A 25,409-nucleotide genomic window follows, 5' to 3' on the forward strand; every position below is an offset into this window, starting at 1 on the left:
TTATAGTGTTCCCCGCAGAGTCAGTACCAGATTGCGGCCCGATGCGCTAATTCCCGACGCAAAAACGCGGTAGTTTCGATCCAGTATATTTTCCAGAGAAGCCTGTAGCTGCATATACCGGTTTACCTGATAGCTAGTCCGCAGGTTAATCGTTTGCCAACTTGGCATACCCTGTAGCGTGGCGTAAACGATGTTGTCTTCTCCTACCAGATTGTATTCTTTCAGGCGTTTCCAGCCATTGAATAACACATTGGCTTCGACCCGAAACTGCTTGACAGTTAGCCGGATGCCTCCCTTGCCGTAGAGAGGAGGAATATGGTCGAGGGGGTAAGTCGTTGAGTCGGTCAGGCTGCGGCCACGCGTGTAGGTCACGGTGCCAAACAGGGTTAACATCTGTGTCAGATCAGCCGAAAGCTGCGCATTAAACCCATACAGACGGGCCTGTTGCGAATTAACCTGCGTAACAATCCGACTCGTTCGGCCATTATAATCGATCTGGCTTTGTCCGTTCAATGTGCCCGGCTGGGTAGTAATGGCGTTGTTATACAAAGTGTAAAAGCCCTCTACCTCTACCGAAACCCGTTCGCCAAGTTGCTTACGGATGCCCGCATCAAGCGTGTAGGTTCGCTCTGGTTTCAAATTCGGATTTGGAACAACAAGTGTACCCGCCACCGATTCAAATACTTTTGCCAGATCATCTACGTTCGGCACCCGGTAACCCGACGAAAGAGACGTTGCCAACTGCCACTCACCCGGCAGGCGCGTTACCCAACCGAGACTACCCGTTAGTGCCCCGGACTGCTGGGTAATGTCATTAAATGGGAAAGGGAAAAACGTTTTGTCATTGAATTTCGCATACAACCGGTTATAAGCATAGCGCGCTCCATATGTCAGCGTCGAGCGGTTGCTCACGTCCACCGTTCCCGATACGTAGCCTGCCAGCGACTGCGTGTTAGCCCCGCCATCGGGGTAGCGGGTGTCCAGCGGATCAATCTTCCCAGTCTGTACATTTTCCCTGAAAGCGGTTGATTGAACGGTGTTGTACGTTGCTTCCAGACCATAACGCAATGTGTGGTTCGTTGCCAACTTCTTTTTCAGATCAGCGTTTAGCGTCCAGACGCCTACCTGTTCCGTTCGGTGCTGCAACCCATAATTTCCAAACCGTCGGTTATGACGACTTTCCTCGATGAACTGGTATGCCGCAATCACTTTCAGTTCATCGGCAATACCCGACGTAAATTGTTTTGTCAGGCCATACGAAGTCAACAAGCGTTTCTGCGGGCCATAATACCACTCTGCATGGCTGAGGTTGCCTTTAGCATCAGTTTCGGTCAGCCGGTCATAACGCGGAATGTCGCTGCTGGTCGAGAATTGCAGATTCAGCAGATGTTGCGTCCGGTCGTTTGGTTGAAACATCACTTTTTGCAGCAAGTCGATCTGCTTGTAAGCTGAAGACACTTGAACATTGGGGTCTGAATTTATCAGTTGTACGTCGGCCCTGTTTTCGTACCCGGCGTAGACTGGTCGTAACCCCAGCTGACCGATGTTGGCGTTACGCTGCTTGCCCTGCCGCAGATCACCAAAGTCCGACGCGGTTATACTGGTGGTAAGTGCCCACTTGCGAAAGCCTGCGTTCCAGTCGGCATGAGCCGTTTTTTCACTCATCGCGCTACTGTACCGAACAAACCCATTAGCATTTACGGATGGCGTGCCCGAACTACTTAGTCTGGGAGACAGCGTTTGCACATAAATAACGCCCCCCAACGCGTCGCTGCCATACACTACTGAACCCGGTCCCAGGGCAACTTCCATCCGTTCGACAGCGGCATTATCGATGGTCAGAATATTCTGCAAGTGCCCGCCCCGAAAAATGGCATTGTTCATTCGGACGCCATCAACTACCATCAGGACTTTATTCGCTTCGAAACCACGAAGGATTGGGCTTCCACCACCCAACTGGCTCTTTTGGACCAGCACCTGACCGCTTTGCTGCAATACCTCGGCCATTGTTGGCTGATTCAAAAACCGCAGTTCGTTCCGCGTAAATACGCGAATGGGCTGCGCTATACGCGATAGCGGCTCGGCGGTACGATTGGCGACCACCACCACTTCATTGAGTTCCAATTGCTTCTCGGCCAGCAAAACGGTGAAGTTCATCGCCCGCAGTTGAGCCAGCGTATAGTAAGCTGTTTGATAGCCAACCCGCCGAAAAACGAGCTGGTCTGTATCGGAGAGTGCCAATGCATCTGCCTTGCCAGACCGATCTGTAAAGCGGACCTGAGTCAGAGTCATTGACACTCCCCTGATTTCTACATCTTCAATAGGTTGTAATGAGCTTATATCCCGAACGGTTACTGATTGAGCCGATGCAAAAAAAGAAAACAGGCTCAGAAGCGCTAAGAGAAGTTGTTTCATAGTGAATGAATGGAATAAAGTTGGACTACTAATACATACACACATTCCTAGAGCTATAAGACCTGACTACTCAGAGATATTAAGTAGTTTAATAGTCTTATTTGTAAGAATAATTATATAATTAATAGAAGAGTCTTTAATGCCTTTTTAATGTTGTAAATCTAGACACACTTGATCCATTCACACAAAAAATTTCTGTTGACTTAATATTTATTTTGTTATGTCGGCTCAAAAAAGAATAAATAGCTATTAAATAAGAATTAGTTTAATTTAAAATATGGCCTACTTATAAAACGTAGAATATATTCTTAGCCGCTTCATGAGGAAATTGGATTGGACTTTCCTAAGTTTGCTTACATAATTCCCACTCGCCCTACACTCATTGATCATATTATGTGCTAGTTCTCCCCAGCGCACTAATGAATCAACGTATCGTCATAATAACCCTCTACCAATGAAGCATTTTGTCTTTATTTTCATTGCTGTCATCGGCAGCGCATTCATAAACAGTCCGCTTTGGGCACAACAAAAAACGCCAGCTGATACGGCGACCAATCCTGTTTTTAAAGGAATGAGCTGGCGTAATGTCGGACCAACCCGTGGCGGACGGTCACTGGGGTCTGCTGGTTCGCCCAGCCGCAAACAGGAATACTACTTCGGTGCCGTGGGCGGAGGTCTGTGGAAAACAACCGATGGTGGCATGAGCTGGGCCCCCGTCACAGATGGGCAGTTGAATAGCTCGTCGGTGGGAGCGGTGGCGGTGGCTGAGTCCAACCCGGATATTGTCTACATCGGAACGGGCGAAACCCAGCTTCGAGGCAACATCATGCAGGGCGATGGCGTCTATAAAACGACGAATGCGGGCAAAACCTGGACCAACATTGGTCTGAAAAATACCCAAGCCATTGCGCGCGTCCGCATTCACCCGACAAACCCGGATATTGTGTATGTAGCGGCTCTGGGACATCCCTACGGCCCGAATGAAGAACGCGGTATCTTCCGCACGACAGACGGCGGGAAAAGCTGGAAAAAAGTTTTGTATAAAGGTGATAAAGCAGGCGGGGTCGATCTGATTATTGACCGGAAGAATCCTAATGTGCTTTACGCATCTATTTGGCAAGTGTATCGGAAACCCTGGAAAATGTGGGGCGGTGGTGGCGATTCGGGCCTTTTCAAATCAACGGATGGGGGCGATACCTGGACCGAACTGACCCGCAAACCAGGCATGCCCAAAGGCACCGTCGGCAAGATTGGCGTAACCGTTTCGCCAGTTGATCCGAACCGCGTGTGGGCCATTGTAGAAGCCGAGGACGGGGGCGTTTATCGGTCAGATGATGCTGGTATGACATGGAAACACGTTAACGATGAACGAAAACTACGTCAGCGGGCCTTTTATTACTCACGTATTTTCGCCGATCCGCTCGACAAAAATGGCGTCTACTGCCTGAATGTTGACTTTTTCAAATCGACGGATGGGGGCGTAAAATTCAGCAAGGCAATTACCGTTCCTCATGGCGACAATCACGACCTATGGATTGACCCCGCCGATTCCACTCGGATGATCACGTCCAACGATGGTGGGGGCGCGGTATCCGTCAACGGGGGCAAAACCTGGACCGACGAAAACTTTCCGACCGCACAACTGTATCACATTACCGCCACCAATGATTTCCCGTACCACATTGCAGGCGCACAGCAGGATAATACGACCGTAGCCGTGGCCAGTGAGGGCTGGGCAAATCAATTGGTAAAAGGTAACAGCATCAAAAAAAGCGAGTGGGGCTACGAAGTAGGCGGGGGCGAAAGCGGCTATATCGCTCAGGACCCAAAGAATCCCGACATCTTTTACGCAGGCAGTCAGGGTGCTTTGCTCACGCGGTACGACCGTTCGACTGGCCAAACTCGCGACGTTCAAGTTTATCCCCGCTTTTTTTCCGGCGAACCAGCCAGTGCCCTACCCGAACGGTGGCAGTGGACATACCCAATTGTGTTTGCGCCCAAAGATCCAAACCGGCTCTACGTCTGTTCGCAGCACGTTTGGGTATCGACCAACGAAGGCCAGAGCTGGGCCAAAATCAGCCCGGACCTGACCTTAGCCGATACGACGACACTCGGCAAAAGCGGGGGCGTCATTACGATGGATATGAACGGCCCCGAAATCTACGCGACCGTCTTTGCCCTGGCCCCCTCCTACCACGATGTTAACACGATCTGGGCGGGTTCCGACGATGGGTTGATTCATATCACCCGCGACCACGGTAAAAACTGGCAGAATATCACTCCGCCGGACCTACCTAAACACACCCGCGTGAGCATTATTGAGGCATCTCGGCATAAACCCGGCACAGCCTACGTAGCCGCCAAACGCTATCAGATGGATGATCGTACGCCATATATCTATAAAACGAACGATTACGGAAAGACATGGAAAAAGATCATTAACGGCTTGCGGTCAGATGATTACGCACACACGATTCGGGAAGACATCACGCGCCCCGGCCTGCTCTATGCCGGTATGGAACACGGCGTTTGGGTATCGTTTACGGATGGTGACACCTGGCAACCGCTGCAACTGAAATTACCCGATACGCAGATAGCAGACATTCAGGTTACGGAGAAGGACGTAGTGATTGGTACACATGGCCGGTCGATCTACGTGCTGGACGATATTGCTCCCGTTCGGGAATTTACGCCCGATCTCGCCAAGAAAAGCCTACATCTTTTCAAGCCGTATTATGCCGTTCGGCGGGTTCAACCAGCCGTTTTTCAATACTACCTGGCGAAACAGGCCGATAGCGTGAAAGTCGAAATTTTAGACGCTGCCGGAACAGTAATCCAGTCGTTTACGGGCGACAAACCAACCTATCCCAAAACCGAAGGAGACGACGATGATGATGCCGGAAAGCCTAAAGTAAAACTGCCCACAACCGCTGCCGGGTTGAACCGCTACGAATGGGACCTTCGCTATCCCGGCGCAACGTATTTCAAAGGCATGATCATGTGGGGTGCCCGCCCTACGTCTGGCCCGTTGGCTTTGCCCGGTCAGTATCAGGTGCGGCTTACAGTGGGTGGTCAATCCAGCACGCAACCGTTCGAAATCAGACTCGATCCACGGTTAAAAGGCGTTACTGCCGCTGATGTGCAGGAGCAATTTACTCTGGCCATGAAACTGAAAGATGAAACTAGCAAAGCCAACGATGCGGTGATTCAGATTCGGACGTTGAAGGAAAAACTAGCCAGGCAACCCGACAATCCAGCGAATAAGAAGCTGAAAGACCAACTGAGTATCATCGAAGAAAACTTGTATCAAATCCGAAATCAGAGCGGCCAGGATCCGTTGAACTTTCCCATCAAACTGAACAACCGGCTGGCTGCCCTCTGGCGTAGTGTGGAGAACGGCGACGCTAAACCAACCGACGGTTCTTATAAGGTGTATGAGGAATTATCGAGCGATCTGACAAAGCAACTAACCGAGTTAGAGAAGCTTACAAAGACAGCCAAAATAGGAATGTAGTCCTCCTGTGGCTAGACTACCTTCCCCAATGCCTCTTCCCATGGCTGTGAGGATACAGCCACGGGAAGGGCATCTTCGAAATAACCAGGCTTGAAATTACCAAATACTTATGATGACACTGCGTCGGGAAAATCCTTGCTATACACGTCTTATTTTCATCGGAATAGCTTTCCTGCTAATCAGCTTCCGGGTAACGGCACAGTCAGCATCTGTTAAAACGACCCAAACGCCAGACCCAACCCAAGTCAATGTCTCGGTGATGAAGGCCATGCAATGGCGCAACATCGGTCCCTTTCGGGGCGGGCGTTCGGTGTGCGTAGCGGGCCACCCCACCGAGCGATTGGTATTTTACATGGGAACCACCGGCGGGGGCGTCTGGAAAACAGAAAACGGAGGCATCACCTGGCAGAATATATCGGATGGTTTTTTCAAAATGGGTTCCGTTGGCGCCATTGCACTAGCTCCATCAAACCCCAATATCATTTATGTTGGGATGGGTGAACACACGTTGCGGGGCAATCTGTCACCCGGTGATGGCGTCTATAAATCAATGGATGCGGGCAAAACATGGACGCACATTGGCCTGACAGATACGCAACACATCGGTTCGGTTATTATTGATCCCACGAATCCTGATATCGTGTACGTGGCCGCACTTGGTCATGCGTTCGGACCCAATGAAGAGCGAGGAGTCTTTCGTACGCAGGATGGGGGTAAAACCTGGAAAAAGGTCCTGTACAAAAACCCAAACGTAGGCGCAATTGACCTAACGGTTGATCCGGCGCATCCCAAAACACTATATGCCTCCACGTTTGAATTTCGCCGTTTCCCCTGGGGTGTACGCAGCGCAGGACCGGGTGCAGGCATTTACAAAACCGTAGACGGTGGTGATACCTGGACCGATATTACCCGCCGACCAGGATTACCCACGGGCACTAATCGGGGGCGTATCGGGTTGGCACTTTCTCCCTCAAAGCCAAACCGTATCTGGGCGATTATTGAGGCCGCGAATGAACAGACGGGCGTTTACCGAACCGACGATGCGGGTGCTACCTGGCAGGTTGTCAGCCAGTTTGCCGATCTATTCCAACGTCCCTGGTATTATCACCACCTGGCAGCCGATCCAAAAGATAGCGAAACGCTTTGGGTGCTCAATATCGACATGTGGAAATCGGGTGATGGCGGTAAAACATACAAAAAAGTGGACCCTCCGCATGGCGATAATCATCAACTCTGGATTGATCCCAACGATACCAAACGGATGGTGCAGGCGAATGATGGCGGTGGAACGGTGACCTTCGACGGGGGTAAATCGTGGTCTTCTGTTTACAATCAGCCAACGGCCCAGATGTATCACGTGATTACGGATAACAAATTTCCGTATCGGGTTTACGGAGCCCAGCAGGACAATTCAACGATTTCCGTTCCCAGCCGATCAGATTACGGGGCCATTTACCCCAACGAAAACTACGATGTGGGCGGGGGTGAATCTGGCTACATAGCTTTCGACAAAAATGACCCTTCCCTGATTTTTGCGGCCAATCACCACTGGCTTACCCGCCTGAATCTTAAGACAAATCAACTCAAGGACGTATCAGTCATTCCAGATGATATGTATGGTTATGGGTCAGCCGATCTGGCCTACCGTTTTCAGTGGACGTACCCTGTTATGGTATCTCCACACAACCCAAAAGTGCTGTATGCTACGTCTCAATATGTGCACCGCTCGACCGATCAGGGAGCAAGCTGGCAGGTAATCAGCCCGAATCTGTCACGGTCCGATCCGGCTACGCTTGAAAAAACACCCACGATGGATGACCAGTCAATCGGGAAAGATTGGGGTCCCATTAAGCGGGATAATACGGGCGTGGAGTGGTACGGCACAATTTTCGCGCTGGCCGAATCGCCAATAAAAGCGGGCATATTGTGGGCTGGTTCAGACGATGGATACGTACAAGTATCTCAGGATAATGGGAAAACATGGAAAAATGTTACGCCAAAAGAGATGCCCGCTTTTGCTCGTATCAGCATTATCGACCCTTCCTCGCACGACCCGGCTACGGCCTACGTAGCCGCGCTGAAATACAAGCAGGATGATTTCCACCCATACGTTTACAAAACCAGCGATTACGGTAAAACATGGAAAAAAATTACGCAGGGCATTCCCAACGATGATTTTGTTCGGGTCGTCCGGGAGGACCCCAAACGACGGGGCTTGTTGTATGCAGGCGCAGAAAAAGGCATCTATGTTTCTTTCAATGATGGCGGGCTCTGGCAACCACTCCAGTTGAATCTGCCTGTGGTACCCATCCACGATTTAGCGATTCAGGATAACGATCTGGTAGCGGCTACGCACGGACGTTCTTACTGGATTCTGGACGACTTGACCATATTGCATCAGCTGACTGATGAGGTACAGAAATCAGCCGTTCACTTGTTCAAACCCCGGCCAACGGTGCGGTTTAAAGCGGGTCTAGACCCGGCCATGAAACCCGTACCCAGTGGGGCTACCGAATTAGGAAAGAATCCTCCTAATGGCGTCAAGATCGTTTATTACTTGCCCGAGAAACCGAAAAGCCCAATCTCGCTGGATTTTTTCGACGGCACTGGGCAACTTATCAAATCGTACAAAAGCGCTATTTCTGCCACCACTATTCCTCAATCTACCTCCACAACGGTTCGAAAAGATTCATCGGGCTTGTCCGAAATGCGTCAGCCGACAGCGCCCGCGCGAAAAGAAATTATGTTGCCCGCTGAAGCAGGCGGAAACGCCTTCGTTTGGAAAGACATGCGCTACCCGGACCCAATCACGCTGCCGAATTCGGTAACTCATGGCCGGGCCAGAGGTCCACTGGCGATGCCGGGTACATATCGGGCGCAGTTAACGGTGGATGGCAAAACGTACACCCAGGGCTTCGAAATCGTCAAAGACCCCCGAATCGAGACAACACCGGATGAGTTTAAAGAGCAATTCGATATGCTTATCAAAATTCGGGAGCGACTCAACGACCTGCGGAATGGCGTCCTGACAATTCGCCAGATGCGCCAGCAATTGGACAGCACGTATCAGTCGAAGGATGATCCGACGGTGAAGGAGTTGACCGATAAACTGCTCCGTATCGAGGATGAATTATATCAATATCGGGCCAAAGCCAATCAGGATTTAACGAATCATCCGGTTCGACTAAATACCAAGTTCACCGCATTGGGGGGCTTTGTTGAGTCTGATGATTCAAAACCAACGCAGCAACAAAATGACCAGTATAACAGCCTGTCGAAAAAACTGGCAGAACAATTAAAAGCATTGGATACGCTGAAACCAGCAATTCAAAGCAAGATCAGACCAAACGGATAAGTTTGCTGGTAACGGCTTTGATGTTCCCTAAAGGGGGCTTTGCTTGGCAATTCTTAACGTAAATCCCCTTTAAATGTTAGGGAGACTATCAACGTAATTAGCTTACATAGTCATAAAAAACGAATGTTCATTGGCCGTATTAATATAGTCCGTATCCTACTTGCGACCGCTACGCTGGCTCTGCTAAGTGTGTATGGCTATTACTATGCCCGCGAATGGATGGCTAAATGGGTATTCTCTCACCAATCCTACTTTGCTGCCGATGAGCTTATTCTGATTACAGTTGCTCATAGTGACCTCACCTCTGAAACGGCCTATCTTCTCAATGAGAGCGAATTTGAGTGGAAGGGACAAATGGTAGATGTGCTGCATCGTGAGGTTCGCTCCGATACAGTGTACGTGTATGGATTTCGGGACGAAGCCGAAACAAAACTGAAACAGAAAGCCGCCTGGTTATATCAGGACACAGCTCAACCCGATCAGGCATCTCGCCGTACCAGAACGAAACGCATCAAGTGGCGCACCACGTTCGACTTACCTGGTTACATGGTTTTTAGCCAGTTATCTTCACTAGATATGGCTGACTTAAGGCCGTTTTTCTGCTACTCATTTCTTCGAATTACCCGTCCTGCTCTGGACGTGCTTTATCCCCCACCCAACCAATAGATTGCTGGCGTCTACATTTATGTGTCTGGTTTCTCAACCAGCCCTCCGAAAAGGCATGCCCTTTCCGGTACTAATTTATTCTTCAAATCAGCAATCTGCTTTATGAAATCAGTCTTTATCAAATACAGTATTCTATTGTTTTTTCTCGCCGGTATCAGTTCGGCGCTGTTTGCGCAAATGGCAATAACCGGCCGTATCGTTGACCCAACTAATTCGCAGCCTATTACTGGAGCGTCTGTGCTGATTAGTGGCACAACACGTGGTACGACAGCCGACGAGAAAGGTCAATTTAGTATGTCCGCCAACGAGGGCGATCAACTGCAATTTTCGGCCATTGGGTATCAGACATTAACGGTGGGGGTCAAAGCGACGACGCGTACTCTGACGATTGAGTTGGACCCGTCTAACACCGACCTGAATGAAGTGATTGTGTCGGGCTACTCAACACCACAGACGATTCAACGTACAGCGGGAGCTGTCGGGCTGATTACCAGCCGCGATATTCAGCGTACGAGTGGTATTCATCTGCAAAATTACGTAAACCTGATTCCCGGTGTGAAGGTAGAAATGCGCACTGTGGCCGCCGGAAACCGGATTGTTATTCGTGGCTATGGTAACCAGACGAACTTCAACGGCGTTGGATACAAAGCTTACCTGAACGATATTCCACTCACCGACGGCGACGGCACCACGTTCCTCGACGATGTCGATTTCACAACGCTGAGCCGGGTAGAAGTTCTAAAGGGGCCTGCATCCAGCGTATATGGTAATGCTTTGGGTGGAGTGGTCAATTTCTACACCGAACGCGCACCCATCGGCAAAACGAGCATTAGTCAACAGGTATTGGCGGGTTCTTATGGGCTGTTTCGGACGAACACGTCCATAAAAACCGGTTCGGACAACACGAGTCTGAATATCAACTATGGCCATCAGAAATACGACGGTTTCAGGGCGCATGGCAGTTCCCAGAAAGATTTTCTGAGCATCACCAGCGATACCTACCTGAGTGCGAAACGATCCATGTCGCTCTTTGTCGGGTACACTAATTCCTATGATTTGCTGTCGGGAGAACTGGACAGCGTTGGGATACGGGAGCAGCCGGAAATTGCCGATCCAGCGTATGTAGTCAATAACGCCAGCATCAAAACGGAAAGTGCGCGGTTTGGTATTAGCCACAACTACCAGTTTTCAGATCGGTTCTCGAACAAAACAACCATTTTCGTTGGTGGGCAGATTATTGACCAACCCTTTGCCGCTGGCGTCAATAAAACGAACAAGTTCAAGTTCGGGGGGCGTTCTGTATTCACGTACAGCAACGACGCCAGCCCGTTACGGCCAACGGTAAGTATAGGTGGTGAATTCTTGAAGAACTTCAACTACGCGAAAGGGTACGGACTGACCAATAACATTCTTGGCGCTCTTCGTTCCGACCTAGAAGTACAGGCGATGCAGTACAGTATCTTCGCCCAGGCAGCGATGCAAGTAGCACCTAAGCTAACGTTGTCGGCGGGGGCGGGTCTTAACTACGTCGAATATGGCATTACCGATATGCGGGCTGCCACAAGCGCCTATACCAATGTGTCGGGTTACAAACGTTTTACGCCCGTGTTGTCGCCCCGAGGTGCGCTGTCCTACCAGATGACGAATACCATGTCGCTGTACGCCAGCGTAAGTCAGGGCTATTCGGCACCGGCTACGAGTCAGGTAGTTATAGCACAGACGGGCGTGGTAAACTACAATCTCCGTCCGGAGCTAGGTACCAGCTACGAGATAGGCAGCAAGGGAAGTTTTCTAAATAAAACGCTAACCTACGAAATAGCTTACTTCACCATGGCCGTGACGGATAAGCTTGTTCCTCAGGGCTTTACGGCGACCTCGACCGTACCAGCTTATACACTAACGACCAACGCGGGTAAAGTACAGCATAACGGCCTGGAGTTGGCGGTTCAGTATGCCTATCGTCCAAATGCAGGAGCGGTATCGCTTATTCGTCCGTTTGTGTCCTACACGTACAGTAACTTCTATTATAAGGATTACAAAAGTGACAATAACAGCGACGCCAAAACGGTCGATTATACCGAAAAAAAAGAGTCGGGCATTGCGCCAAACATGTTGAATGCCGGGGTAGATATAGAGGTTCGCCCCGGTTTTTACCTGAACGGAACAATGATGTATGTGGATCAAATGCCAATTAATTTGGTCAACAACCATTTTGCGCAAGCCTACACGCTTGTGAACGGAAAGGTAGGCTACCGCAGCGCACTAGGCGATCATTTCAACCTGGATGTGTATGTCGGTTCGGATAATATGCTGAACAGTACCTATTCATCGCTGGTTTTTCTCAACCTTGCGAATCCTGCCAATAACCGTCCGTTGGCTTACAATCCAGCCCCAAAAATCACCTTCTATTCAGGGGCTGTTTTACGATACATATTTTAAGATATACTACTGCTTTTTGATTCTCCTTGGCCTGTGGCACCACAGGCCAGGGAATCAGACGAGTCAGTGTAATCACCTTTTACTGAATTATTTATTTATGAAAATCATACGAATAGCCTTTCTACTTGTGCTCTCTGGCACGGTAATTACGGCCTGCACCTCTACGACGAAAGACCAAACAAGCACGACCGGCAAACAGCGAATTGTCTGCGTTGCCAAACAACTGACCGAATTGATCTATGCCCTCGGTGCTGGTGACCAGTTGGTTGGCGTTGATTTGTCGAGTACATATCCACCGGCTGCACAGAAACTAACCAAAGTAGGCTATCACCGATTGCTTAATGCGGAAGGGATTATCGCGCTCAAACCGACGGTTCTTTACCACGATGGCAACGTAGCACCGGAAGCAGTATTGGAGCAGTTAAAAAAGGTAGGGGTACCAATGAAAGTATTTCCGGATGCGCACACCATTCCTGAAGTCAAGGCGCTGTTTGATACGCTGGCGGCTCAGTTCGGTGCCCAGAAACAAGCCGACAGTCTGAAAACAAAGCTGGATGCTGATCTGGCCAAAGCCGCTGAAAATGTGAAGCAATACAAAACCACGCCCAAAATAGCGATTATCCATTTCGGTCGGGTAATCAACAATTATCTGGTGATCGGTAAAGCTGGAACGGCCTCCTACATGCTGGAACTGGCCGGTGGTAAAAACGTGATGGACACGCTAAAAGGCATGAAACCGCTAAGCCCGGAAATTATCAGTAAAGCCCAGCCGGACATTATTCTGGTAACGGATTTCGGGTATGACAGAATGGGTAATGCCGAGAAGTTAGCGACGCTCCCCGGCATCGCTTTGACACCCGCGGGTAAAAACAAACGGATTTACCGAATTGAAGAACACGATCTGATTTATCTTGGTCCCCGTACGGGCGAAAACGTATTAATGCTCATGAAGTTAATTCACCAGTAACAACATCTACCTACAAGGGTGTCATTTCAAACCGTACGGTCGTCTCCACCAACATTTTTCGGTAGCAATTGTATCGGTGGAGACGACCGTACGGTTTGCGATAATACTACTTCGGCGGCCACCCGGCCCAACATGACCCAACATGAAATTATCGTCGTTAACGCCGGGCAACTGGTACGGATTTTTGGCCATTCTTCTGCTGATTTCGATTGTGGCAGCCCTACGGATTGGTGCCGTGGATTTGTCCTTCGATGACATTCGACATATTCTGCTGAATGGAATGGGGTTCACAACGGCTACAGTTGACCCAATTTCTCAGGGACTTTTTCTGCAAATTCGCCTTCCACGAGTGCTGATGTGCGCCACCGTCGGAGCTGGATTATCCGTGTCGGGGGTGTTGATGCAAGCTTTGTTTCGGAATCCCATCGTTGAGCCGGGATTGGTTGGAACCAGTTCCGGTGCTGCTTTGGGTGCCGCGTTAGTCTTCGTGCTCGGCAAGAATATCAACTGGGCCTTCACCGACGCGTTGGGGTTGTTTCTGCTCCCATGCGTCGCGTTTACGTTTGCTTTTCTGGCTACATTCCTTGTGTACCGGATTGCGTCGATAAGCGGTAAAGTGAACGTGGCCACCATGATTCTGGCAGGTATTGCGATCAATGCTTTGGCAACGGGTGGCACTGGATTTCTGTCCTACATTGCCCGCGATCCCCAAGCCAGGTCTATTACGTTCTGGAATCTGGGTACTTTTTCCGGAGCCGACTGGACCCAGTTTTCCATTGTTTTTCCCGTTACGTCAATTGGCATTCTACTTTCCCTACGGTTCACCAAAGCCCTGAACATCCTGATTCTGGGGGAAGACGAGGTGCGACATTTGGGCTACAATATCAACCGGCTCAAGATTCAGGTACTTTTATTAAACACTCTGCTAGTGGCTATTGGGACGGCGATGGTTGGGGTAATTTCGTTTGTTGGGCTGGTAGTGCCGCACCTGTTGCGATTACTAAAAACATCGGATAACCGGTTTCTGGTTATTGCTTCGGCCCTGCTGGGTGGGTCGTTGCTAACGCTGGCCGATACCATTGCCCGCAGGCTGGTGGCACCCGCCGAGTTTCCCATTGGCGTTATCACCGCTTTTGTTGGCGCGCCCGTGTTTATCTGGCTGCTCGTTCGCAATGCCCGGTCTTTTCAGAAAGGAGGTTTCTATGCTTAGAGCCAAAAATCTGTCGTTTCAAATCGGTGGCAATCTGCTGATCAATGACATATCACTGACGCTGGCTCCCGGCGAGTTCACAATGGTATTAGGCCCAAACGGAGCCGGGAAAAGTACATTACTAAAACTGTTGACAGGCACCGAAACGCCCCATCAGGGTCAGGTTTGGTATGGCGATCAACCGCTAAAGTCTATTCCACTGGCTACACTAGCGAGGCAGAAAGCGGTACTTTCTCAATTGCTGTCGCTGCCATTCGACTTGAGTGTGACGGAGGTAGTTATGATGGGTCGTTACCCGTATTTTGATCTTAACCCTACTAGCCAGGACAAACAAATTGCCGACGACTGTCTGAAAGCCGTGGGTATGTTCTCGTTTAAAACCCGCGCGTTTGAGTCGCTTTCGGGTGGGGAGAAACAGAAAGTGCACCTGGCGCGGGTGCTTGCTCAGTTGTACCGCCAACCGTCGGATGGGGCCGCCCCGGATCAGTCTATAAAGTATCTCTTTCTCGACGAGCCTATTTCGGCCCTGGACATTCATTATCAACACCAGATTCTCAAGCTGGTACGTGAGTTGGCGTCTCATAATATGATCGTCTTTGTCATCGTCCATGACATCAATCTGGCCCTGCAATATGCCCAGAAAGTAATTTTGCTTGATCAGGGGCGCATTTACGGAATTGGCCATCCAGACGAAGTGCTTACCGAAAGTGCCATCGAAACGGTGTTCAAGCTTAAGACTTATTTTATGACGCATCCTGAAACTGGTAGACGGGTTATGGTTTGCTGATTTCACTCTATCTTAGCTGACGGTTGTTTTGTAAATACTTCGTCATGCAAAAGATTCTACTTTTCCTTTTTTCTATCGCGTTTGTTAGTCCTCTTCTGGCCCAAAAGCCAAAATCAACTAAAGTAGTATCTACCTCTGTCGCTGATGCTCCGGCCACTAGTGATGTCTACTTTAAACCGGTAAAATGGCGCACTATTGGCCCTTTTCGGGGGGGGCGCTCGGTTGCCGGGTCTGGTGTAGTCAGCGATCCGCAGTTGTATTATATGGGCACTGTTGGCGGGGGTATTTGGAAAACGGAAGACGCAGGCATGACCTGGAACAACGTCTCTGATGGTCAGCTTAAAACGTCATCGGTGGGAGCAATCGGCATTTGCGAATCAGACCCGGCAGTGGTGTATGCAGGCATGGGTGAACACGCTCCCCGTGGCGTGATGACCTCCTACGGCGACGGTGTTTACAAGTCTACTGATGCCGGTAAAACGTGGAAGCATTTGGGTCTTGACCTAACCCGTCATATTGCGGCTGTACGGGTGCATCCGCAAAATCCCGACGTCGTGTTTATTGCCGCGCAGGGTGCCTTACACGGTGCTTCGCCTGAGCGGGGTATTTATAAAACTTCCGATGGCGGTAAGTCCTGGAAAAAGGTGTTGTTCGTAGACGAAAACACAGGCTGCAACGATCTGAGCATGGACATGACCAACCCACGCATTCTTTATGCGTCGATGTGGGATTACCGGCGTCTGCCGTGGCAAGTGCAGAGCGGTGGAAAAGGCAGTGGACTCTACAAATCGACCGACGCGGGCGAAACCTGGACGAAGCTGGAAAAAGGACTGCCAAAAGAACTGGGCAAGATGGGCATTTCGGTTTCCCGCGCGAACCCAAATCGAGTGTATGCTGTGATTGAGTCCGATTCGAAAGCCGAAAAAGGCGGTGTTTTCCTCTCCGAAGATGCCGGTAAAAGCTGGAATCGGGTGAGCAAAGACCATCGCACAATACAGCGGGCCTGGTATTATATAGAAATTTTTGCCGATCCGGTCGATGAAAACACGGTCTATGTGCTTAATACGTCTGTGCTCAAATCCATTGATGGCGGCAAGACGTTTAGCCCGGTGCCGGGTTCACACGGTGATCATCACAATTTGTGGATCAGTCCCAAGAATAACAAAAATCTATTTCTGAGCAACGACGGTGGGAGCGCAATCTCCTTCAACGGGGGTAAATCATGGTCATCGGAGAACAACCAGCCCACGGCCCAATTTTACCGGGTCAATGCCGATAACCGCTTTCCCTATAATGTTTATGGTGGTCAGCAGGACAACACATCTGTGATGATTGCTAGTCGGACAACTAAGGGAAATAGCATAACGGATAAAGATTGGACGGCTTCAGCAGGTGGTGAAAGTGCGTTTCTTGCCTTCAACCCCGACGATACACGGTATGTAATGGGCGGCAGTTATCAGGGTACCATCGAAGTGCTCGACCAGCAAACCCACGAAGGTAAACCCATCATGGTATCGCCGATTCAATACCAGGCGTTGCAGGCCAAAACAATGAAATATCGGTTCAACTGGAACGCACCGATCATCTGGTCGAAACATGAACCAAATGCGTTTTACCATGCGGGAAACCGGCTATTCAAAACGATTAATCTGGGCAAAAGTTGGACTATCGTCTCCCCCGATTTAACCCGCCACGACTCAACCAAATTGGGCTGGGGTGGCGCACCTTATACCAATGAAGGCGCTGGTGGAGAGAACTACGCGACAATTACCTACGTACTCGAATCGCCCTCGGAAAAAGGAACGTTGTGGACGGGTAGCGACGACGGACTGGTGAACCTCACCCGCAACGGGGGTGAAACCTGGACAAATGTAACACCGGCTGGCCTCGACGAAACACTGATTAACTCCATTGAGGTATCGCCCCACGATAAAGCCACTGCCTACATCGCGACCACGCGTTACAAAGTCAATGACTTTGCCCCGGCTATTTATAAAACGACCAACTACGGCAAAACCTGGACCAAAATCGTTACGGGTATTCCCTATGGTGCCTTTACCCGAACGGTTCGCGAAGACCCCGAACGCAAAGATTTACTGTATGCAGGAACCGAGACAGGACTTTATGTATCCTACAACGGGGGTACCAACTGGCGGCCTTTTCAACTAAATCTGCCCGTCAGCCCTGTTACTGATCTGAAAGTCCATCAGGGTGATTTGATTGCAGCAACGGCGGGCCGTTCATTCTGGATCCTGGACGATCTTGGCCCAATTCGGCAATACAGCGACAAACTCAGCAAAGATAGTTTACTGGTGTATAAACCCGAAGACGCTTACCGCGTGTCGGGTGGTAGTGCGCTGGACAAAGTAATTGAGGAAGACGATGATGAAGATGCGGGTAGTACCCCTGGCCGTAACGATTTTACAGGCACCAATCCCTCTACCGGTGTAGTCATGTACTATCAGTTACCCGCCAAAGTCGATACCAGTGCCATCCTGACAATGACCATCTTATCGGATCAGGGAACGGCAATTCGAGCATTCAGCAGTAAGAAAAACAAGAAATTTATCGCTTTCCCCGGTGGTCCATCGCCGGAGCCAACGCTTACCGTGAAGCCGGGACTGAATCGGTTCGCGTGGGATATGCGGGCCGAAACATTACCGGCTATTGAAAATGTGTTCATTGAAGGTAATTATAGCGGTCGAAAACTGGCACCCGGCCGCTATCAGGCAAAGGTGAAGTTGGGGAAACAGGAAAAAACGGTGGCGTTCAATATTCTGCCCGACCCCCGCATTAATACGACTGCGGCTGACTATGAACAACAGCAAAAAACGCTCATGGCCATTGAAGAAGGCGTAAAGGAAATTCATCAGGGCGTAAACCGGATGCGCAAAGCACAGAAGCAAATTAACGATCTAGTTGACCTTATCGACGACAAGCCTAACCTCAAAGCGGTAGCTGACTCAGGCCGGGCGGTGGCTAAACGGATTAAGTTGTGGGAAGAGAAAGTCATCCAGCCAAAGTCAAAATCGAATGATGATGTCATCAATTTCGAGAATAAGCTGAGCGCTGACTACATCTTCCTGAAAGGTGAACTGGATGTGAACATGCCCTCCGTTACAACTGGGCAGCAGGAACGTCTGTCAGAGCTAAACGCCACCTGGCAACCACTAAAAACCGACATGAATATGCTGATCCAAAACGATATTAGCCGGTTCAACACGCAGTGTCGCCAGGCACAGCTTGATAAAATTACTATCCCTGACGTAGCCGTTTCAGCTCCGAAACAATAGAGAGTCTATTTGATCGCTGTTCCATAGTACAAGAAGTGTGTTCTTTTGATATTTCATCAACATTATCACTACTCTATAAATAGCATCCATTTTAATCCATATCACCCTAAGCATCACAGCAGTACCGGTAGCGCCGTTTATCTTGAGTAGACGGGCAATTATTTCTTATTGTAACAAGAAACCAAGTAATACAATTAGACGATACAAATTAATTGTAGGCAGGTGAGCACATGTTACTTTTTATTCTCAAATATTTCATGATTGTTACCGTATGTACTAAAAAATTGTGACTCTATTTAATAACCGTTGTCAGAAGTTTATATCGTCTACTTCTAACACGGGTAACCTTTACACACATTTTTGCTGTTCGTATAGAAATCAGAAATTTAAATTCTGTACAGCGTTCAGTAGCGAGTTGCGTAACAAGTTACTCCATTATTATAAAAATCATGAGTCAACGTAACGCTAGTATTGATCTTTTCCGATTTCTGGGAGCCTTTTCGGTTATTCTGATTCATAGCATCTATGCGAACAAATTGCCACTGCTGCCCTTGTTAGGCCGGTGGGCTGTGCCATTCTTCTTTATGGTTAGCGGCTACTTTTTTCAGAAGAGCTACAGGAACCAATCCGTTTACGCCTTCGCTAAAACGGGCAGAGCGCTATTATCCGTCTTTCTGTGTGCTAACCTGTTCTACATGCTTTTTTTAATCCTGACGGTAGGGTCGCTGAAGGAAATCGTTACGCATTTTACGTTATTGGTGGGCACTCATTTTCATCTCTGGTTTCTAACGTCACTACTGTTAGGTTACTTAGTTCTTTGGTTCTTTTTAAGCCGTAAGCTGGACGGCTTATTGCCTTATCTGGCGGCTATAGTCCTTATAGTCATCCTTGGCTTGAATCCTTACAGCCATTTACTTGGTATTGAGGCTCATCCAATTTATGCCCGGTCACTCTTATCTATACCCTTCTTGTGCATTGGATTTTTAACCGCTAAGTATGCAGTAGACGTACATGTTTCTAAGCTAGTATCTTGGCTATTAATCGGTGCTGGCATTGGATTGCAAGTAGTCGAAGCCTGGTTGTTATCGAGCAATTGGCAAGATTCCTTGACGTTTGATTTTATGGCGGGGACGCTCCTGTTTTCGGTGGGTATGTTTCTACTGTCGCTGCAATTACCCATGCCTAAAAATAGCCACTTAAGTTATTATGGCCGACGGTACTCACTACAACTTTACCTTTATCACCCAGTTGTCAACTACTTCCTTTATAAAGCTCTGGTAACAACAAAGGCTAGTGAACTCATTTATTGGATGAGTCCCCTATTGACAGTAACCATCACTTTATCTTTACTGGTCCTACTTGATCGGTTTGTTCCAGTCTTGTTTGGCATCTTAAGTGGCGATTTTAGTCGGTATAACAGCGAAAAAAGTAAGCTGAAACCCCTTCAATAGATAGCTTATTTTATCGTCTGGTTGATGGTCAGTTTATAGATTGAGCGGCATATGTACAAGCAGTATAAATGCCGCTCAATCTATTGTTATTTGCCGAATGGACCAATGTTATTTACTAAAGTTTCCATCCATTGTCACTACTTATTAGCTCAATAACTTGTGAAAATCAGGGAGAAGTAGTTTCACAAAAAGGCAACCTAGATTGATAGCCAAAGCCGCATTGAACCCGTTTTCATAGCGTTCAAGCCAGGCCAAATAAGAACAGTAAGGTTACCGATGTGAACGCAGGACAAAGTCCAACCTAAAGGGTTATCTCAGGAAAACACTGTTAAGTTGATGCTAAACAGCTACTACCGGAAGTCACAAAACTCAACCCACGCGGATAAATCTGTGGGTACAGTTATGGCAGTGATAGGTCCGGGTGGGTATAAAAAAAAGCAGGTACTTTAGTAAAAAAGGGCGAGCCGTACGCTCCAATGCAAATGATCGTTGACAGGATGGGCAACCACGTTCGAATGTTAATCGGCGCGCCTTGGATGTAGCTTCGGGCTGTCTGTGACTATCGTCAGCTGCCGAATTAGAAAGGTGAGAGTTAGTATACATACGGGAAGTTACGCAAGGTAATTAACCCTAAGTTCGTTATTTTAATAATACATAAACATTAAATTTACCAATAAGAGTATTTTATAAGTAAAGGTCAAGTATATACATGATTAATGAAAGCTCCGGTTCGCATATCCCTGATTTACAGACACGTTATTTTGAGTCCAGGCTTATAATTGCTCTACTAGGTAAATACATGAAACTTTAGCATTTCATTTCATTTCCATAAGCTAGTGCTGATCTCATCAATCGCCGTTGGCCTCAGTCTGGCTTCTTATAAATTCTCCAGGTCGACTACATCAGCTAAATGAACTAAACAAATCGCGGGTTTGCGTACGACTAAAAATGTTGGTTTCCTCCAACCCCATAACAGCTATTCTTTTTATGTGGTGGAAAACTTAAGGTGCGCGAAAATCAAGTGCCATCTTTAGTAACAGATGCAATTACAAATGGCTACGCCTATACAGATAGTTTAAGAACACCTAAAGGCTTAACTCTCATTACCGAAAAGACTTTTTATAGCAATACTAGCGCTGAAACAAGTAGGCGTAAAGGTCATTTTAGAATAGCCCTTTCAAAAACGAAAGAGCGACTGCTACTTGGATTCACCCGACAAGGGCACGAACTGAGCCGATAGATCTGGTTTTTTCATGCCTGTATCGAACGGAAACATGGGTCTCTTGATGCGCTTGTATGGTAAACGGGCCAAATCCTGATCAACTCCTCCAGGTGTCAACGCCATAATCCAGTCAGCCTGCATGGCGTAAAGTTCGGGTTCGAGATAGCCGATTTTCACAACTACAATAGCTGCTTGCCTAGGGTTAAGACTTAATCGGGTGAAATCTTTTTCCTTGTGGTAGGGCTTGCGTTTTTGCGTAACAATAACGTGGACACTTCCTACTTTTACGACCACTTCTACCTCGGCATCTTTATCTCCATACACTATTGATTCTACTTTTCCCTCAAGCTGGACTGGGGGTGCAAAACGAGCGTCTACAATAGCACCCGCCTTACCCTCAACCCGTCCACCAACACCAGCAGCTATGGCCTTTTTGACCAATTCCGGATCAGGGATAGACGCATAGATCAACGAAGGACCATCCTCCCGCTGAAACTCTGGACGAGCGAGTATTTGAGTGAGCGTCCAGGTCACATCGCCAGCACCACCTGCTGTAGGGTTATCGCCCGTATCACTAATAAAGAAGGGCTGTTTTTTGCTGGATATGGCATTAGCCAGACATTTCTCTAGTGTACCGGTAGGCGCTACGAAGTTAAACTGTGTCCTGACGTTCCAGAAATCAAGGGCCAACTTCTCAGCGGCCAGGGTCACTTTTTCCTTGTCATCGCCTGTCACCATAACAACAGCGTGGTTGCGCGGTTCGTCAGCCCATGCATAGCCTATCCATATGGCTGCATCAATAATTCCAGGCTGGGTCGTAATAGGCTCCACTTTTTGATAAAGACTCTTGCCTGGCTCTATACGCGTACTTGTTTTTTCACCTGGTAACAGGATCGGTATAGGTATCCATACTTTATAAGCGGGTTTCCCTTTTCCGCTCTTGATGCGCTCCAGCAGGTTTACAACGGCTCTTTCTTTGGTTTGCATAGCGTCTTCATGAGGTGCCATCCGATAACAGGTAATCAAATCAGAATTCTGCGCCAATCGCCATGATACATTACCATGCAAGTCCATAGAGGTGGAAATGATAGTTTTATAGCCGATTACTTTTCTAATTCGTACAATAAAATCACCTTCCGGGTCGTCCAGACCAACTACACTCATAGCGCCATGTATATCGAAATACAAGCCATCATACGGACCATTTTTTTTGAGTGAATCCAGCGTTTTGTTGACCAATGACTCGTAGGCTTGCCTTGTCACAGCTCCTCCGGGAAGCGATTTGCCCACTAGGGCGGGGAGCCATTTTGCCTGATGCAAAAGGGGCGAAGTGGTGCTTAGAAATGGATATGCCGCAAACACATCGACACCATATCTGGCATGGAAGGCTTCTTCATGTGTTACAGCGGGAGAAAATGTACTAGATTCTATACCTAAACCCGCTATTCCGATTCTTGGAAAATTCGTTTCTCCAGCATTATTTGTCGATTGGGCAAATCCCCAACTAACCACAAAAACCCAGGTAGTAAGCCCTAAAATGATATGTTTCATGCCTACAATTTAAATCATTTCACATAGTAGGCAACTATTAACAAGGTATTTAGTGTGCGAAATAAAAGTAGATGGGTAAAGGCCTACCAGTATAGGTTAGCCAAAGGTGGGGGCTACTAATCCCGGTTATTTTTCTGGCCTTTCTCAAGTCGTTCGATACGACGAATCATAGCCCTGTACTGACTATATTTAAGTATTATAGGCATATCATCACGTTTTACGTAGCGATGGGCTTCGGATATAATTGAGCCGGTATTGCTCATGAGGGCAAAGGCGCTATCTAACTTTTCCAGATCTAGCGTGTCGCCCTGAGCGGATAGACGATAGGGCGGCAATATCGTGTTGGGCGGTGTTGGAATCCAATCGATTATAGAGGCTCGAACGGGGTCTACTACGTTGACGTTTTGGCCTTGAGCAGCTATTGATAACCCAATGCAAAGGCAAAAAATGTACAGTTTCTCCATTGTTTACATTTGATTCGTTTAACCAAATCTAAGTCATCTTTATTATTATAAAGCAAACTTATTTGCCATTTAGTAGTAGATCACCCTTGAAAAGCTTTGATTGCTATTTTTATTTTTGTTGATCAGTTTTTCTGAACCTAAATGAGTCCTTAATCAACATATAGACGAATCAAATAGTAGTTAAAGATGACTCTACTATGCATATCACCGAACGCAATTAGGAGCCGGTTAAATCGTCAGGACAGGCAAATTTTATAGTTAGTATAGTCAACTATTATTTGGTGAAGTAGTGAAGCGCCCGGTAGTTGACCAAGTTATTTTTCCACTATGTATCTTTTATCTTAGCTTCCACTAAATGGCTATCTCCATATTCAATATACTATAGAATGATCTTGCACTTACAAGATATATAGTAGTAGAAAAGGTATTTATGCTTATTATCTTTTATTAACAATTATTACATTTTGCCAACCACAAGTTACCTAAAAGTAAATAAATTTTGATAAATAGTGTGCAATGTATAATTATGTTAATCTTTAATCAGACCAACTTATTATATGTTTCTTTCTTTTACTACGATTGACAATTTAGCGTGTTCTCGAGATTTTTCCTGGTGGTTTTCCAGCATAGAAACTGCTATGGATGTGTTGAGTTCTATCTCATTAAAGGGTAATCAGCTTACTAGGGCGGAACTTATCGATAACGATCAACGCACTCAACTGCCTGTAAAGGTATTTGATGGGAGTAATTTCTCTGTGCAAATACAGCAATTGGAGAGCGAATGGCAGCAGGCACTGATTTCAGCTCTACCAATTAGCACAGCCTCTGCCGTCTCGTTAGATCCTATATTAGTTAAAATAACAGGTATAATCCCCAAAGTTGCTGCGAGCGTTCGAACCTGATTTCACTGGGGTAAGGGGATAATTTCTCTCTATAACAGGACTACCGCTATATTGATAGAGCACACTTCTTATATTCACCATGTACACATTTGTTCCGGTTAGAATGACAGTGTACGTGGTGAAGACCTCAGTCTCCCAGGTCGGGTACCTTCTGTATTGACTTTGCGATACGGTAAGTACCTGCTCAGGCGTCTTAGCGATGTTAGGTAATATGTTGGGTAAACTATAATTCAATCATCGATTCAGGCAGCACCATTTATCGTTGGGCGCACAACAACCGTACCTTTTTCCGACTCCGTTTGAGCCGCATTTTGACAGCACTAACCTTAATGTCATATAATTGAGCAATTTCTTCAATACTCATGCCGTCTTCATATTTCAATTGTAGCAACGTGCGCTCCTGAGTAGAGAGGGTTTCAAGAGCTTGCTTGACTATCTGAAGCGTTTCTTCATGCAATTGAGCCTCCTGCGATTCAGGTATATCCTGTCTAAAAGTAGTGTCCAGAGGATCTACGTGAAGCCTTTTCGCCAATCGAAGTTGCTCTAAGCAATGATTATACGAAATGGAATAGAGCCAAGTTGCAAAAGTTGACCGCTGCTGAAAACCCTCTAACTTGTCAAACACTTTCAGGAAAATATCGTGAGTAAAGTCCTGAGCTTTTTCGGAGTCCTGAGTCATCGATAAACAGCGTTGATAAACTTTGCTGACATAACGATTATAAAGAGTTTCAAAGCACTGATTAGGTTGACTAGGCAAGAATTGACGAATCATTTCTTCGTCGGTTAAGGAAGCTTGCATGAATTAGTAAAAATCTACAAGTTGAAAATAGTTTATAGGCTCAAAACAATACGTACTTATAGTATACTCCAGGTGTAAATTTGCCAAGCAAGATACAATAAATATATCAGATGATATATATTTTAAACACTACTACTTTTGTGGATCATCTAGGTAGGTCAAATAAACTATAACTGTTATAAAAGTCTGACTTAGTGCAACCCAGGTATTATTTCAATTGCAATAACAGTTCGTTGGTTAATTGTATCCTTCATTATTATAAAGACAACATACCATTCTTTCACAATTAAATCCAAGATTAAACGTTTTGCGTATATTAGGGGTCCCTTACCGACTACGGCTATGAGATTACGCACTACAACTTCGTTTGACCT

At 47.5% G+C, this 25,409-nt stretch carries 14 protein-coding genes; 10 read left to right on the plus strand and 4 right to left on the minus strand.

From position 1 onward, the window contains the following. Positions 1-2,415: a TonB-dependent receptor plug domain-containing protein gene (locus ACFS25_RS29250; RefSeq protein WP_381508377.1), complete on the minus strand. Its 2,415-nt coding sequence runs from the start codon at positions 2,413-2,415 to the stop codon at positions 1-3. 454 nt (positions 2,416-2,869) lie between these two features. On the opposite strand from ACFS25_RS29250, the gene ACFS25_RS29255 reads away from it, so the two are divergent. The 9 genes from ACFS25_RS29255 to ACFS25_RS29295 all read left to right on the plus strand — a co-directional run bounded on the left by ACFS25_RS29255 (position 2,870) and on the right by ACFS25_RS29295 (position 20,097). Further along, positions 2,870-5,929, plus strand: coding sequence for a VPS10 domain-containing protein (locus tag ACFS25_RS29255; RefSeq protein WP_381508379.1), 3,060 nt, complete (start codon positions 2,870-2,872; stop codon positions 5,927-5,929). 109 nt (positions 5,930-6,038) lie between these two features. Beyond that, positions 6,039-9,284 (plus strand): WD40/YVTN/BNR-like repeat-containing protein, encoded by a 3,246-nt coding sequence (locus ACFS25_RS29260; protein WP_381508381.1) that lies wholly within the window; start codon positions 6,039-6,041, stop codon positions 9,282-9,284. Positions 9,285-9,407: 123 nt separating this feature from the next. Continuing rightward, complete coding sequence (locus tag ACFS25_RS29265; protein WP_381508383.1) at positions 9,408-9,950, plus strand: hypothetical protein; 543 nt, start codon at positions 9,408-9,410, stop codon at positions 9,948-9,950. A gap of 102 nt (positions 9,951-10,052) precedes the next feature. Further along, positions 10,053-12,389 carry a TonB-dependent receptor gene (locus ACFS25_RS29270; protein ID WP_381508384.1) on the plus strand — a complete coding sequence of 779 codons (2,337 nt, stop codon included), beginning with the start codon at positions 10,053-10,055 and terminating at the stop codon, positions 12,387-12,389. Between the two features lie 97 nt (positions 12,390-12,486). Further along, positions 12,487-13,356, plus strand: a complete 870-nt coding sequence (locus ACFS25_RS29275) for a heme/hemin ABC transporter substrate-binding protein (RefSeq protein ID WP_381508386.1) — start codon at positions 12,487-12,489, stop codon at positions 13,354-13,356. Between the two features lie 142 nt (positions 13,357-13,498). Further along, the gene (locus ACFS25_RS29280; RefSeq protein WP_381508388.1) at positions 13,499-14,566 is read left to right on the plus strand and encodes a FecCD family ABC transporter permease; all 1,068 of its coding nucleotides are present in this window, start codon (positions 13,499-13,501) and stop codon (positions 14,564-14,566) included. Next, positions 14,559-15,353, plus strand: a complete 795-nt coding sequence (locus tag ACFS25_RS29285; protein WP_381508390.1) for a heme ABC transporter ATP-binding protein — start codon at positions 14,559-14,561, stop codon at positions 15,351-15,353. Before ACFS25_RS29280 ends, ACFS25_RS29285 begins: the two co-directional genes overlap by 8 nt. Positions 15,354-15,397: 44 nt before the next feature. Further along, positions 15,398-18,646: a WD40/YVTN/BNR-like repeat-containing protein gene (locus ACFS25_RS29290; protein WP_381508392.1), complete on the plus strand. Its 3,249-nt coding sequence runs from the start codon at positions 15,398-15,400 to the stop codon at positions 18,644-18,646. Between the two features lie 449 nt (positions 18,647-19,095). Continuing rightward, on the plus strand, positions 19,096-20,097 hold the full coding sequence (locus ACFS25_RS29295) for an acyltransferase (protein ID WP_381508394.1): 1,002 nt from the start codon (positions 19,096-19,098) through the stop codon (positions 20,095-20,097). 1,198 nt (positions 20,098-21,295) lie between these two features. Here ACFS25_RS29295 and ACFS25_RS29300 read toward each other — a convergent pair. Further along, positions 21,296-22,870 carry a M81 family metallopeptidase gene (locus ACFS25_RS29300; protein ID WP_381508396.1) on the minus strand — a complete coding sequence of 525 codons (1,575 nt, stop codon included), beginning with the start codon at positions 22,868-22,870 and terminating at the stop codon, positions 21,296-21,298. A gap of 116 nt (positions 22,871-22,986) precedes the next feature. Next, a complete protein-coding gene (locus ACFS25_RS29305) occupies positions 22,987-23,334 on the minus strand; it encodes a hypothetical protein (protein ID WP_381508398.1) in 348 nt (115 codons plus the stop codon). 557 nt (positions 23,335-23,891) lie between these two features. Here ACFS25_RS29305 and ACFS25_RS29310 point away from each other — a divergent pair. Then, positions 23,892-24,236, plus strand: coding sequence for a hypothetical protein (locus tag ACFS25_RS29310; RefSeq protein WP_381508399.1), 345 nt, complete (start codon positions 23,892-23,894; stop codon positions 24,234-24,236). Between the two features lie 256 nt (positions 24,237-24,492). On the opposite strand, the gene ACFS25_RS29315 is transcribed toward ACFS25_RS29310, so the two are convergent. Next, complete coding sequence (locus ACFS25_RS29315) at positions 24,493-25,035, minus strand: RNA polymerase sigma factor (protein ID WP_381508401.1); 543 nt, start codon at positions 25,033-25,035, stop codon at positions 24,493-24,495. Between the last annotated feature and the right edge of the window lie 374 nt (positions 25,036-25,409).

It is taken from the genome of Spirosoma flavum (assembly GCF_042686045.1).
GTDB lineage: Bacteria > Bacteroidota > Bacteroidia > Cytophagales > Spirosomataceae > Spirosoma > Spirosoma flavum.

Coding starts and splice junctions, on each gene's coding strand:
- ACFS25_RS29250 (WP_381508377.1), bottom strand. CDS start 2,415: ATGAAACAACTTCTCTTAGCGCTTCTGAGCCTGTTTTCTTTTTTTGCA.
- ACFS25_RS29255 (WP_381508379.1), top strand. CDS start 2,870: ATGAAGCATTTTGTCTTTATTTTCATTGCTGTCATCGGCAGCGCATTC.
- ACFS25_RS29260 (WP_381508381.1), top strand. CDS start 6,039: ATGATGACACTGCGTCGGGAAAATCCTTGCTATACACGTCTTATTTTC.
- ACFS25_RS29265 (WP_381508383.1), top strand. CDS start 9,408: ATGTTCATTGGCCGTATTAATATAGTCCGTATCCTACTTGCGACCGCT.
- ACFS25_RS29270 (WP_381508384.1), top strand. CDS start 10,053: ATGAAATCAGTCTTTATCAAATACAGTATTCTATTGTTTTTTCTCGCC.
- ACFS25_RS29275 (WP_381508386.1), top strand. CDS start 12,487: ATGAAAATCATACGAATAGCCTTTCTACTTGTGCTCTCTGGCACGGTA.
- ACFS25_RS29280 (WP_381508388.1), top strand. CDS start 13,499: ATGAAATTATCGTCGTTAACGCCGGGCAACTGGTACGGATTTTTGGCC.
- ACFS25_RS29285 (WP_381508390.1), top strand. CDS start 14,559: ATGCTTAGAGCCAAAAATCTGTCGTTTCAAATCGGTGGCAATCTGCTG.
- ACFS25_RS29290 (WP_381508392.1), top strand. CDS start 15,398: ATGCAAAAGATTCTACTTTTCCTTTTTTCTATCGCGTTTGTTAGTCCT.
- ACFS25_RS29295 (WP_381508394.1), top strand. CDS start 19,096: ATGAGTCAACGTAACGCTAGTATTGATCTTTTCCGATTTCTGGGAGCC.
- ACFS25_RS29300 (WP_381508396.1), bottom strand. CDS start 22,870: ATGAAACATATCATTTTAGGGCTTACTACCTGGGTTTTTGTGGTTAGT.
- ACFS25_RS29305 (WP_381508398.1), bottom strand. CDS start 23,334: ATGGAGAAACTGTACATTTTTTGCCTTTGCATTGGGTTATCAATAGCT.
- ACFS25_RS29310 (WP_381508399.1), top strand. CDS start 23,892: ATGTTTCTTTCTTTTACTACGATTGACAATTTAGCGTGTTCTCGAGAT.
- ACFS25_RS29315 (WP_381508401.1), bottom strand. CDS start 25,035: ATGCAAGCTTCCTTAACCGACGAAGAAATGATTCGTCAATTCTTGCCT.